The sequence below is a fragment of the Acidovorax sp. Root217 genome, from assembly GCF_001428645.1.
Lineage (GTDB): Bacteria > Pseudomonadota > Gammaproteobacteria > Burkholderiales > Burkholderiaceae_C > Acidovorax.
On sequence record NZ_LMIH01000029.1, the window covers coordinates 86,672 to 99,999 of the forward strand.

8 protein-coding genes and 1 pseudogene are annotated in these 13,328 nt (G+C 65.8%); 5 read left to right on the forward strand and 4 right to left on the reverse strand.

The features are described 5' to 3' along the window. Position 1: 1 nt before the first annotated feature. The 3 genes and pseudogenes from ASE31_RS32825 to ASE31_RS25070 form a co-directional block, all read left to right on the forward strand. Positions 2–805, forward strand: a pseudogene (locus ASE31_RS32825) (CHASE domain-containing protein); the annotation flags it as partial. A gap of 268 nt (positions 806–1,073) precedes the next feature. Next, positions 1,074–4,520, forward strand: coding sequence for a PAS domain S-box protein (locus ASE31_RS25065; RefSeq protein WP_162261438.1), 3,447 nt, complete (start codon positions 1,074–1,076; stop codon positions 4,518–4,520). A gap of 164 nt (positions 4,521–4,684) precedes the next feature. Further along, complete coding sequence (locus ASE31_RS25070; protein ID WP_057204770.1) at positions 4,685–5,668, forward strand: tripartite tricarboxylate transporter substrate binding protein; 984 nt, start codon at positions 4,685–4,687, stop codon at positions 5,666–5,668. 63 nt (positions 5,669–5,731) lie between these two features. Here the strand turns inward: ASE31_RS25070 and ASE31_RS25075 are convergent, their stop codons facing one another. Together ASE31_RS25075 and ASE31_RS25080 are read right to left on the reverse strand one after the other, a co-directional pair. Then, complete coding sequence (locus tag ASE31_RS25075; RefSeq protein WP_057204772.1) at positions 5,732–6,490, reverse strand: CPBP family intramembrane glutamic endopeptidase; 759 nt, start codon at positions 6,488–6,490, stop codon at positions 5,732–5,734. A 22-nt stretch (positions 6,491–6,512) separates the two neighbouring features. Then, complete coding sequence (locus ASE31_RS25080) at positions 6,513–7,184, reverse strand: hypothetical protein (RefSeq protein ID WP_057204774.1); 672 nt, start codon at positions 7,182–7,184, stop codon at positions 6,513–6,515. A 125-nt stretch (positions 7,185–7,309) separates the two neighbouring features. Between ASE31_RS25080 and ASE31_RS25085 the strand changes: the two genes are divergently transcribed. After that, positions 7,310–8,389: a hypothetical protein gene (locus tag ASE31_RS25085; RefSeq protein ID WP_157412655.1), complete on the forward strand. Its 1,080-nt coding sequence runs from the start codon at positions 7,310–7,312 to the stop codon at positions 8,387–8,389. Positions 8,390–8,489: 100 nt separating this feature from the next. Here the strand turns inward: ASE31_RS25085 and ASE31_RS25090 are convergent, their stop codons facing one another. Beyond that, the gene (locus ASE31_RS25090) at positions 8,490–9,272 is read right to left on the reverse strand and encodes an FAD-dependent oxidoreductase (RefSeq protein WP_057204778.1); all 783 of its coding nucleotides are present in this window, start codon (positions 9,270–9,272) and stop codon (positions 8,490–8,492) included. 178 nt (positions 9,273–9,450) lie between these two features. On the opposite strand from ASE31_RS25090, the gene ASE31_RS25095 reads away from it, so the two are divergent. Further along, positions 9,451–11,820 carry a DNA polymerase II gene (locus tag ASE31_RS25095; protein ID WP_082604364.1) on the forward strand — a complete coding sequence of 790 codons (2,370 nt, stop codon included), beginning with the start codon at positions 9,451–9,453 and terminating at the stop codon, positions 11,818–11,820. 342 nt (positions 11,821–12,162) lie between these two features. Here the strand turns inward: ASE31_RS25095 and ASE31_RS25100 are convergent, their stop codons facing one another. Beyond that, positions 12,163–12,753 (reverse strand): hypothetical protein, encoded by a 591-nt coding sequence (locus ASE31_RS25100; protein WP_057204780.1) that lies wholly within the window; start codon positions 12,751–12,753, stop codon positions 12,163–12,165. Positions 12,754–13,328: the final 575 nt, after the last annotated feature.

The window sequence follows — 13,328 nt, forward strand, 5'->3', positions numbered from 1 at the left end:
CATGGCATCGGGCCCGCAGCGCACCGGCCAGAACGCCACCAGCGTGGCGCAACAGTCGGTGCTGCTGGCACTCCTGGTGGTGTGCCTGACCCTGGTCGCAGCCGTGGTGGCCTATGACCGCCAGTTGCGGCAAAACCAGGCGACCACGGAGCAGCGCTTCGACCGGCTCAAGAGCCGGGTGCTGGAGGAGATCGCCGTGCGCTTGCGCCAGTACGAATACGGCTTGCGCGGCACCCGGGGGGCGGTGGCAGCGGCGGGAGACGATCTGGACCACAACGCCTTCGCCCGCTACAGCCTGACCCGTGACTTCGCGCTGGAGTTCCCGGGTGCCCGGGGCTTTGGCTACATCCACAGGGTTGCGGCGCACGAGGAAGCGGCCTTCGTGCGCAAGGTGCTCGCGGAAGACTGGATCGACTTCAGGGTGCGCCAGTTCGAGCCGCATGGCGGCGAACGCTACATCATCCAGTACATCGAGCCCCTGGACCGCAACAACCGGGTCGTGGGCCTGGACATCGCATCGGAGCCTTCGCGCCGGGCCACGGCATTGACGGCCATGCGCACCGGGCAGGCCACCCTGAGCGGACCGATCACCTTGATCCAGGATGCAGGCACCCCCTCCAGCGGCCTGCTGCTGATGCTGCCGGTCTACCGCTTTGGCGGTGCCACCGATACCCCCGCCAACCGGGAACAGGCGCTGCGCGGCTGGGTGTATGCCCCGCTGCAGATGGACGAGGTGCTGCGCGGCCTGGATGTGGAGTCGGGGCACTTCGTGCTGCGCATCCGCGACCGGCAGGCACCGCAGGACCACTGGCTCTACGGCAGCCCTTCCGACACGCTGGCAGGGCCGGCACCTGGCGGGCGCACCACCCTGCCCCTGTTTGGCCGCGAGTGGGAAGTGGACCTGCAGCCCACCCCTGCCTTCATCGCATCGCTCGGCCTTGCGCCGGCTTGGCGCGAGGCGATCATGGCGGTGCTGCTGGGCCTGGCGGCGGCGGCGCTGGCCATCGCCGTGCTGCACCTGGTGCACCGCTCACGCAGCCAGCTGCTTGGAGCAGGCCCGGCGGGCGGCGATCGTGCAGGGCTCGGACGACGCCATCATCGTGCAGACCCTGCAAGGGGTCATCACCGACTGGAACGACGGGGCCAGGCGCCTGTTCGGGTACGAGGCCGACGCGGTGCTGGGCCACACCGCGCAGGAGCTGCTGGTGCCGGCGGGGCGCGAGGGAGAGGACGAGTCCATGCTGGCCATGGTGGCCAAGGGCCAGCGGGTCAAGGCGTACGAGACATCGCGGCGCCACCGCGACGGCACGCTGATCGATGTCTCGGTTTCTGCCAGCCCCATCGAGGACAGCCATGGCCGCATCGTCGGCCTGGCCAAGACCCTGCGCGACGTGCGCGAAGTGCGGGCCGCCGCGCTGCGGGTCATTGAACTGAACACCACGCTGGAAGACCAGGTACGCCAGCGCACCAGCGACCTGGAGTCCGCACGGCACGCCCTGCAGACCGTGCTGGATGCCATGCCCTCGCAGATCGGCTACTGGGGCACGGACCAGCGCAACCGGGTGGCCAATCGGGCCTACGGCGATTGGTTCCACATGGACCCCGCCTTAGTGCCGGGCATGCACCTGCGCGACCTGATCGGCGACGGCATGTACGAAGTGTCCGCCCCCCATGTGCAGGCAGCGCTGCGGGGCGAGGCACGCATGTTCGAGCAGACCGGCCATGGCAGGGGGGACACGCCGCAGCGCCACTCCCTGGTGCACTACCTGCCGGATATTGCCGATGGGCAGGTCAAGGGCTTCTACGCCTTCGTGCACGACGTGACGGAGCTCAACGAAAGCCGCCTGCAACTGGCGGCAGCCCAGCGGGACAACGCAGCGCTGCTGGAAACGCTGAACAAGCACACCATCGTCTCGGTGGCCGACCGCATCGGCCGCATCATCGATGTCAACGATGCGTTTTGCCGCATCTCCGGGTTCGAACGGGACGAACTGATCGGGCAGAACCACCGCATCGTCAACTCGGGCACGCACGGCGCGCAGTTCTGGGTGGACATGTGGCGCACCATCAGCACCGGGAGCAGTTGGCGGGCCGAGGTGTGCAACCGCTCCAAAAGCGGCGCGCTGTACTGGGTGGACAGCGTCGTGGCGCCGTTCCTCGATGCCCAGGGGCGGGTGGAAAAATACGTGTCCATCCGCACCGACATCACGGACCGCAAGCGCACCGAAATGCAGCTGCAAAGCACGCTGACCCTGCTGCGCACGGTGCTGGAGGCGTCCACGCAGGTCGCCATCGTGGCCACGGACGAGGAGGGTGTGGTGACCGTGTTCAACCGCGGTGCCGAACTGCTGCTGGGCGTGCCGGCGGCGCAGGTCATCGGGCGCAGGAATGCCTCGGACTTCGTCGAGGCCGGGGACCAGGCGCTGGACGGCCGGCCAGTACCGACGCAGATGCAGGAACAGACCTCGATGGATGGCCTGCCCCCCGAGGTGCGCATGGCCCTGATCCATACCGCCAGCCAGGACCCCTTGCGCCAATGGCGCCTGGCACGTGCCGACGGGGCCCGGTTGCCCGTGTCGCTGGCGGTGACGCGCATGGCCGATGCCGCCGGCTCGTTCATCGGCTACCTGGGTATTGCCCATGACGTGAGCACGCGCCTTGAACAGGAAAAATCGCTGCGCATTGCGATGCAGCAAGCTCGAGAAGCCAGCGACGCCAAAAGCCGCTTTCTGGCCAACATGAGCCACGAGATCCGCACACCGATGAACGCGGTGATCGGGCTGTCCTACCTGCTGGCGCGCACCGCGCTCGACGGCGAACAGCAAGGCATGCTGCGGCAGCTGCAGGTGGCGGGCAAGGCCTTGCTGGCCGTCATCAACGACGTGCTCGACCTGTCCAAGATCGAGGCCGGCGAGGTGACCCTGGAAAGGCTCCCCCTGGATATCGACCAGATGGTGCGCGAGGTGTCTGCGCTGGTGGAGCTGCAGGCGCAGGCCAAGGGCATCGCCTATGTGATGGACGTCCAGGCGCCGCCAGCCTTCGCGCTGGAAGGTGACAGTACGCGGCTGCGCCAGGTGCTGATCAACCTGTTGAGCAATGCGGTGAAGTTCACCGACCGGGGGGAAGTGCGGCTCACAGTGCGCTTTCAGGAACGGGCTGGCGACAGCACGGAGGTCCGCTTCCTGGTCAGCGATACCGGCATCGGGATCTCAGAGGAATCCCGGCAGCGGCTGTTCGCGCCCTTCGTGCAGGCGGACACGTCCACCACCCGCCGCTTTGGGGGCACCGGGCTGGGCCTGTCCATCGTCAAGCAGTTGGTGGACCTGATGGACGGACACATCGAGCTGCGCAGCGAAATCGGCCAGGGCAGCCAGTTCCTGGTGGCACTGCCCCTTTATCGGTCGACAGGCAGCCAGCCAGCTACCGAACCCGACGCACCGCTTGCCGAGGGGCAGGGGCTGCGCGGGGTCTCGCTGCTGGTAGTGGACGACAACGAGCTGAACCAGGAGGTAGCGGCCCGCATCCTGACCAGCGAGGGCGCGCAGGTCAGCGTGGCCCGGCATGGCCAGGCCGCGCTCGACCTGCTGGCGCTGCAACCGCAGCGCTTTCACGCGGTGCTGATGGATGTGCACATGCCGGTGCTCGACGGCCTGGATGCCACCCGCCAGATACGCACCACCCTGGGCCTGGCGCAGCTGCCCGTCATCGGCCTGACGGCGGGGGTCTCCTCCGCAGAGCGAGAAGAGGCCCTGGTCGCGGGGATGAACGCGATCATCGGCAAGCCATTCGATCCGCCGATGCTGGTCAGGACCATTCGCCGCCACCTGCCGGGCCATGAAGGTCTGGCCGGCCCGCACACGCCACCCCCGGCTGCCGAGGCGCCCGTCGGCTGGCCGAGCGTCGAGGGCGTATCCGCCCAGCAGTCGTTCTCGCGGCTCCAGGGCTCAGCCCCCTTGCTGTGGCAGATGCTGCGCCGGATTTCGGAAACGCTGGGCGCGGTGGGCAGGCTGCTGGATACAGCGACACCGGCGCACGGCACAGAGGCACGGCCACCTGCCGCGCCGGAACTGGCCGCACTGCTGCACGACATCAAGGGCATGGCCGGCACCGTGGGGGCCGAACAGATGCACGCCCTGGCCTCGCAGGCGGAGGCCTCGGCACGCAACGGCCACACGGAAGGCATCACTCTGCTGGCGGCGCAGATGCAGGAAATCGCGGGGCAGTGGCACTCGGACCGCGATGGCTGCACGGCGCCCGGCCCTGCAGCCCCCGGCGCAAATGCCGTGCCGCTGGCACCAGGCGCCTGGGAGCAAATCATGCAGCTCCAGCACCTATTGGACACCCACGACCTCGATGCGCTCGATTGCGCCCACAGGCTCGAACTCGCGCTCAGCGCGCAATTGGGGGGCGACCACCTGGCCGCCCTGCAACGCCACATGGCGAACCTCGATTTCGCCAGCGCCAGGGCCGTACTTGATCGCCTGGTACCGGCATCCGCAACACCAGCGCAGGCAGGCTGATCTGGCGGCCCCCCGATCGACGGGACGGCGCCGAGCGGCCTGCAAGCCCGAGTGGCGGGGCGCCGCGCCCCAGCCAGACAAGGTGCGCTGGTACAGGACTTGCATGAAGATGCGCATCGCACACGCCCATTTCATTCGCCCTATTTTCTGAGGAACCCAGCACCATGCAACGCCGAAGCCTGATGTCCACCCTCGCCTGCGCCCTGCTCGCGCCAGCCGCCGCCACCACCGCCTTCGCCCAAGGCGCCGTCTACCCCGACCGCCCCATCAAGGTCATCGTGGCCCTGCCCGCCGGCGGCAGCGCCGACATGATTGCCCGCGTGGTCACGCAGAAGATGGCGGCCGAGCTCGGCCAGCCCTTCGTGGTCGACAACAAGGCCGGTGCGTCGGGGCAGATCGGCACGCCGCTGGTATCGCGCGCCGCGCCCGATGGCTACACGCTGATGGTCTCGCCCGCCTCGTTCCTCACCACCAACAAGAGCATCTTCAAGACCCTGCCCTACGACCCCGAGGCCGACTTCGTGCCCATCACCAAGTTCGTGAACCAGCCCATGGTGCTGGTGGTCAAGGACAAGCAGAAGTTTCCTACCGTGGCCGCCGTGCTGGCCGCCGCCAAGGCCGCGCCGGGCAAGCTGACCTACGCCTCCTCAGGCGATGGCAGCCCGCAGCACCTGGCGGGGCTGATGTTCACCACCCGCACCAAGACCGACCTGCTGCACGTGCCCTACAAGGGCGGGGCCCCGGCCATTAACGACGCCCTGGCCGGCACGGTGGACATGCTGTTTGCCGTGCTGCCCGAGGCCCTGCCGCACATCCAGTCCGGCAAGCTGCATGCCCTCGGCCTGATGGCTGCGCAGCGCACGGCCACCCTGCCGCAGACCCCCACCATGGCGGAAGCTGGCGCGCCCGAGATGAACCTCTCGGCCTGGGTCGGCCTGCTCGCCCCCGCCAAGACGCCCCAGCCCATCATCGACCGGCTGCAGCGCGCCGCGCACGCCGCGCTGGCCGATGCCGACATCAAGGCCAAGCTGGCCGCCAGCGGGATGGAAGTGGCACCCGGCACCAGCCAGCAGCTCAAGGACGCGATCACGCAAGAGATCAAGGTCCATGCAGAGTTGGTGAAGGCTGCGGGGCTGGTGCCGCAGTAGCGCCATCCCCGCCCAGGGCTGGCATTGCTGCTTCCTGAGGGTGGCCCCTGCCGGTATCCCGAATCAGGGTTTCACGCTGGCTTCAGCTCCCGCTCCACGGCGAAGCACAAGCACCACCACGGCGATCGAAGCCACATAGGTGCCACCCAGAAAGACGAGCGCGCCAAGGCTCTGGGGGCCCTTCCCCAGACCCTGGGCAATGCTCGAAAAATCCCACAGGGCGTGCAAAGCCATCGCCACCCACAGGCTGCCGGTGAGCCGGCGCACGAGGTACAGCCCCGTGCCCGCGCAAAAGGCCAGAACGACCTGCACCAGGGCCGCCGCGCCCAGGCCGAAGAAGGCGTTGGTGGCGTGCAGCAGGCCAAACAGCGCGCTCGACCAGAACCACACCCACGCCTCGGACCGCAGCGAGTGGCGCAGGCCCACCAGCAGAATGCCGCGGTGGACCATTTCTTCGCAGAAGCCCACCAGCAGCATGGCGGCGGCCAGCACCAGCACGTGTTCCATGCCGATTGCCGCCCAGGCCGTGCTGTACAGGTTCATGCCGATGAACCCGAGCATGGGCACCAGCACTGCGGCCAGGAATACCGGCTGGCGCAGCGGTGGTTCGCGGGTCGCCTGAGGCCACCACCCTGCCAGCCCATTGAAGGCGCACAGCACGATGGCCGCAATGCCCAGTGGCACGATGACGCCCCGCAGCAGGTTCGCCTGCGAACCCAGCGCTGCATAGTCGATGCCCAGGTAAGTCCATGCAGCGAAAACCCAGCCCATATAGGCAAAGTACACGCCCAGACCGATCCACCAACGGGGTTGAATGCGCATGCGCTCTCCTGCAGCCAGGCGGTCAAAAAATCGCAACCAACACTGCAGCGACGAGCACCCAGGCGCATGCCCACACCAACAGCCCAAGACCCATTCCCAGCGCGGCCAGGCGTCCAACGCCCAACTTGGCCCTGAACCACGCGGCCTGAATGCCTACCATCCATACGAATGCCATCGCGCACGCAACCCCTCCCGCCATGCCAAAGCCCCGCCCAGGCATTTGCGTCGCGATGAGGCCCAGCGAAACGACCAGCGCGAACGGCGATGTCAGGTAACACTGTGCGAAGAAGGGCGGCCGCAACGTCGTGCGGGATGCTGCCTGCCTTCGCCTTCGCAACAGCAGCACCGCGGCCGTCAGCGGGACAAGGCTGAAAAGCAGGCTGCGAAAAAGAAGCAGGTTCTGCGGCGAGTCCAGGAGTTCCTTGGCCAGAGGCGGAGCGTCCGACGCCTGTGCAACGTGCAAAGCCATCGCCACCCCGTTGGTAAGCAGCAGTGTGATCAACAGCAGCAAGGGCGGGCTCACCGCGTCATCGTAGGCCAGGGGCTTGTCCGAGGCCTCTTCCTGCTCGGCGTACTCCATGGCCTGCAGGGGCTTGAAGACAATCCGCAGCAGCGTTCGGGGGTAGAAGAACAGCAGCGCGATCGCCTCGAAGACAAACTCCTCCAGGCTGCGCATCAACTTCATCAGATCCATAAACTCCTCCGAAAGCGCGCCACGCGCGCGCCGTGGATCAACACATGGGGGCATCCGACTGGACAGTTTGTCCAGCGATCCAGCGCGAACCCTGCCTATGATCCGCAGCACACCAGCCATGTTGCATGATCAAAAAAACAAGGGAGAACGACTTGGGATATTTTGACGGCTTTGATGCGAGCCACTGGAAAACCACCGACAAGGCATGGATGGCAGAACGCACTCTCCAATGGCTGGAGATAGAGCCGCTGCTGTACCTGCTGGACAAGAACAAGAAGGCCAGGGCCATCATCAAGAGGTACTTTCTCAAGGGCACGCTGCCTGAATGGGAGAAGCTGCACGACTGGAACCGGAGTTCCACGACACGGCATCTGGACCTGATGCTCTTTCTGTACCTGCACCCCAGCAAGGACGATGCGGTGCTGCGCCCCTTGCGCGACATGTTCATGGACAACCCCCATGCGTTGCCAGCCGACCGGTTGATGGGTTTCACCGAACTGTGCTTGCGCATAGGCCTCGTTCTGCCCGCTACGGGCGGCACCCACATGTTCCAGCAATCCGAACTGGAAAGGGAGATACCGCAATCGATGGTGCACCTTGCCCAGGCGCGGGAACCTTACGCGGACTGCAAGGTGATCGTTGCGCACACGGACGACAGCAACGAGCGCCTGTTCAATCTGATGTGGCCCGAGGACGTCACCCAGCGCCACGTGCGCTTGCCCGTGACACGCAACACCTATTCCTTCAAAGCGCCCCGCTACCCGGTGGATTTTGAGGAGTTTCCTCTGCTGCCCCTACCTCTCGATCTGGACCAATTGTGGACCATGAGCAAATGGCTGGCGTCGCCAAAAGCCCTGGCGCCCGGCGCCCGCGACATGCTGTTCCAGTACGAGCGGCCGCTGGAGGTCTGGTACCACTTCTGCGCACGGGAGGAAGTTTCTAGCAAAGCGGCATGGCGGGAACTGCTGCTGATCGCGGTGTACCGCATCTTTCATTTCGACCAGCAAGCAGAAGGCGAAGACAGCCCCCGCACGCGCTTCGTGGCGCGAATCAAGGCGATGCTCGAACAACGCGAATTCTCGCCATCGTTCCAGGCACTGCTGGCAGTCGTCAGGAACGGCGAAGCAGTGGTCGAAGACCCTTGGTCGAACGATGCGAAAGTGGTCTCTCCCGAACTCTATACCGGCATCCGCTACAGCAGCTGAGAAGCCAAGGGCTACGGACCAAAGGCGACAAGGCAGTGCTGTAGCACGGCAAGGCGGACCAACGAAGTTAGACGGTTGAAGGCAAATCCGTAGGAGGGCTTCAATGCCCCCCGAACCGCCCCACCTGCCGCAGCCCGCCGGCCAGGCTCCAGAGGGTGATGCACCAGCCGTCGCAGCCCTCGCTGACCACCAGCCCTGGCAGGTCGGTGGCTTGGTCGATATCGGCAAAGCTGACGGGTTTGCCGGGTACCTCGCCAAGATACGAAACGCCGCTGCCGTTCTTGGTGAACACATGGTGCCTGCGCGCATGGTAGAACGCGGCGCGATCCTCCACCACCCGCCCGGGAACGACGATGGCCAGGGTTGGGCTGCCAGGCTGGCTCACCACCGATGCCGTGGCGAGCTTCAATTGCCGCTGCACCGCGCCAAACCGCTTGGTATCTGAGCGCAGCAGCGCCGCAATGGCCTCCACTTCCGGTGCAGAGATACGGCGCGTAGCCCACCTGGTGGCGCGCAAAGGCGCCATGGAAAAAAGCCCGAACTGCCGCGTATCCGACTTGGGCGATTCGCCCTGCACCGAGGCTTCTGCCGAATCCCATTGCTCCTGCCCCGAAGCGTTCTTGGGCACCTCCATCTTGCACTGGTACTTCACGCCGGTCTGGGTGGAAAAGACACCACCGCCCGCATTGCAGTGGCGCGCCAGCGCCCGGACATAGGCGGGATCGTCGAACTGCACCACCACCGATCCATCATCGGGCGACAGCCATGCGAAGAAAAGACCGGGGCGCGCGCTGTGGCTTTCCTTGGCCTCACCGGCAACCGATGGCGCGACGGCGGCCAGGCCAAGAATGAGCGCCGTGATTCCCCGCTGAAGCAGCCGCATGGTGTTTTCCCCCGCAAATGGATCTCGCAAAGCCAGCAGGATAAGCGCAACGCTGCGGCCACGGCCAGAACAAGCTGACGCAGCCGGTGCGTCTCACCCCTCCTTCGGCGAGAATCAGCACCCAAGTCTGCCCGCCCCTCTGCCCCCCTGTCTGCCTCCCCGTGCGCCATCCATCCAAATGAAGGGTTTCATCCTCACGCGCAACTGGCGGGACACACCTGCGGGCACCGAAATCGAATACTGGCTGGCGACGGACACCGGGCCGCTGAAGGTGCTGCTGACCGGCCAAACCTCGGTGGCCTTTGTCGAGGCGCGGCACAAGGGCACAGTGGACGCCCAGCTCATGGCCCTGCCGGATGTCGAGCTGCGGGCGCTCGACCTCAAGAGCTTTCAGCACGAGCCCGTGATCGGGGTCTATGCCAAGCACTTTCGCCAGCTGGGGCGCCTGGCAAGGTCGCTGCAGCAGCTGGGCATCTCCCTTCTCGAAGCCGATGTGCGCCCGCACGAGCGCTACCTGATGGAGCGCTTCATCACCGCCGGCGTGCTGGTGGAGGGCGGGCGCACCGAGAACGGCGCCCGCGTGGACTGCAGGCTGGCGCCTGCGCCCGACTACCGGCCGGCGCTGAAGGTCGTGTCGCTGGACATCGAGACCAGCCAGCACCAGGCGCTGTACTCCATTGCGCTCGACGGCATGGCCGAGCGCGTGGTGTACATGCTGGGCGAGCCGCCCAATGAGCATCCTTCCGAGTCTGCGGAGCCCGCAGCCTTTGCGCTTGTCTACTGCCCCACCCGCAAGGCCATGATCGACCACCTCAACGACTGGGTGGCCCGCAACGACCCGGACGTGCTCATCGGCTGGAACGTGATCCAGTTCGACCTGCGCGTGCTGCAAAAGACCGCCGATGAATGCGCCACGCCGCTGCTGATGGGCCGCGAGCGCCGGCCCATCGCCTGGCGCACGCACCCGGGCAAGCAGGGCTACCTCTTCGCGCCCATGCCCGGCCGCGTGGTCATCGACGGCATCGAGGCGCTGCGCGCCGCGGTGTGGAGCTTTTCTTCGTTCAGCCTCGAGAACGTCTCGCAGCAACTGCTTGGCGAAGGCAAGGAGATCGGCGACGAGTACGACAAGATGGCCGAGATCGAGCGGCGCTACCAGCACGACAAGCCCGCGCTGGCCACCTACAACATCCGCGATTGCGAGTTGGTGCTGCGCATCTTCGAGAAAACGCGGCTGCTGCAGTTTGCGATGGAGCGCGCCCACACCACCGGCCTGCAGATGGACCACTTCGGCGGCTCCATCGCCGCGTTCAGCCACCACTACCTGCCGCGCATGCACCGCCTGGGCTATGTGGCGCCCAATGTGGGCGAGATAGAGGGCCAATCGTCGCCCGGCGGCTACGTGATGGACTCGAAGCCCGGCTTCTACGACTCTGTGGTGGTGCTCGACTACAAGAGCCTGTACCCCTCGATCATCCGCACCTTCCTGGTCGACCCGGTGGGGTACGTGGAAGGCATGCACGCCAGCGATGCGGCACCGCTCATCCAGGGCCCGCTGGGCACGCGCTTCTCGCGCGACAGGCACTGCCTGCCCGAGATCGTCACCACCCTCTGGCGCGCGCGCGACGAGGCCAAGCGCGCGAAAAACGAGCCCCTGTCCCAGGCGCTCAAGCTGGTGATGAACTCCTTTGCCGGGGTGCTGGGGGCGTCGGAATGCCGCTTCTTCAACCCGCAGGTGATTTCAGCGATCACCCTGCGCGGCCATGAGATGGTCAAGCTCACCCGCGAGTTCGTCGAGAAGCGCGGGTACCAGGCGATCTACGGCGATACCGACTCGATCTTCATCTGGCTCGGGCGCACCCACACCAACGCCGAGGCGCACGCCGTGGCAGCGGAGCTGGTCAAGGACATCAACGCCTGGTGGACAAGCAGGCTGCGCGACGAACAGAACCTCGACAACCACCTCGAAATCGAATTCGACACGCACTACAAGAAGTTCTTCATGCCCACCATCCGCGGGTCGGACGTGGGCAGCAAGAAGCGCTACGCCGGCCTGAGCGTGGACACCCAGGGCAAGGAGGAGATGGTCTACCGCGGCCTGGAGATGGCCCGCAGCGACTGGACGCCCCTGGCCCGGCAGTTCCAGGAAGGGCTGCTCTCGCGCGTGTTCCAGGGCGCGCCCTACCGCGAGTTCGTGGCCGACTACGCGCAGGCCACGCTGGCCGGCGACAAGGACGACCTGCTCGTCTACCGCAAGCGCCTGCGCCACCGCCTGGATGCTTACGTGGCCAACGTGCCCCCGCAGGTGCGCGCGGCGCGCATGGCCGACGAGTACAACACCCGCATGAATCGCCCCCAGCAGTACCAGAGCGGCGGCTGGATCCGCTACGTCATGACCCGCAACGGGCCGGAACCGCTGGAAGCGCGCCATTCGCCCATCGACTACGGGCACTACCTCACCAAGCAACTGCAGCCGATTGCAGACGCCATTTTGCAGCCGCTGGGCGAGAGCTTTGCCACCTTGACATCGGCACAGCAGGACCTTTTCTAGACGTGTTCAACCGCCAGCCGCTGGCGCCAGTTGCGAACGCCTCCCCCAGTTGCGCATTTCGGTCACTGCAGGACAGTCTGTGCGAATTCGATTCTTCGGCGTGAACTGGACACGCAGATCGGCCCTCGTGGACATTCCCAGGTCGCGGACGACGAGCATCTGTTTGGTCAGCTTCGCTGAGTCGCCTTCTTGGGTAATACAGGGCATGGGCGCGAACAAGTGGCGCAGTCGAAGGTCGGCGCGGTGGCTCACTCCGGTCTCGGCGGCAGCAAGCCTGACCGTCGGCATCAGTCTGGTCCAGCCCAAGGCGCGACCAATCAGCCTTCGCGGAAGGCGGTTGCCTCAACCCGGTGTCTGCCCCGACTTGGTAGACGCCGCGGGCTTCACCAGCCGCGCGATCTCACCACCGCACGCGCTGAAATTGCTGGCGTATTCCTCGGGGTTGTCGAACATCACCTGGGCTTGCATCAGGCGGTCGAGTTCCTGTTTCGCGTAGACCAGGATGCCCGCGCTGTGGCCGCCCGAGGCCCAGGGATAGTCCAGCTCGCGGAACTGCCGCGCGATGTCGCGGTGAATGCGCACATGCGTCTGCTCGTGTTTCATCACATGCGCATAGGCACAGCTGCCCGGCGGGATCTCGCTGGCCACGCGCAGCACCGGTTTGATGTAATCCAGCCGCACGACGACGCCCTGGCAACCGGTCTGCGGCATCACCGCCAGCTTGGTCTCGACAACGACGTGGCCGAGTTGCGTACCGCTGCGGCTGGCGCCCGCGCCGATCTTCGTCAGTTCGGCTGCCGATTTGGCGTTGTCCACTTCCGGGTCGGCGAACCAAGCCGCACTGAAACGCACCGCCTTGTCGCAGGGAGGCAGGTTGGCGGACTGCGCCTGGAAGCAGGCGCTGACCAGCAGCAGAGCGAGGAGGCTTTTCATCGTAACCTTCTGGTTATCGGCAAGACGCGCTCGTCCTGAAGCGGTGGCCGCAAGGCGGCTAGCCTAACAACGGCGGACGATCATGCCCGGCGCCGGCTGGTCGCCGGTTGGCGTTTTTTCAGCCTTCGATCGCATTGCCTGAAATCGTATCGACCTGATTTGGCATCGACGCAATGACTCGCATCCCGCCCAGCTTTTGGTTCAGAGGACTAATCGCAGAGTGCTCGGCATAGTTGTGACCAGATACCCTGAAGCTCGCGGATAGATGAGCCGCGCTGTCGCCCAAACGCGATACGCGACGCTGTAAACCGTATGGCAAATGGAGCGAAGCCTAAGGCGCTTGACTCGTCATGCGAACTCAGGGCCTGCTGCCGCCAGTGAATGCAAACATTCGGCGAGTGCTTTCTCAAACCGCCAGCGGCAGCTCTTGCCCGATAGTACGCCTCAGATGGCACGGTTTGGATGTCAGCAATCGCTGCAAAGCGGTCACTCCGGTCAGCTGCGCAAAGGCCGCTTTGGGCCGAGGCTGTGTGGAAACACCCGACGAGCATACGGGCCGGCCCCATCCCGCAGCA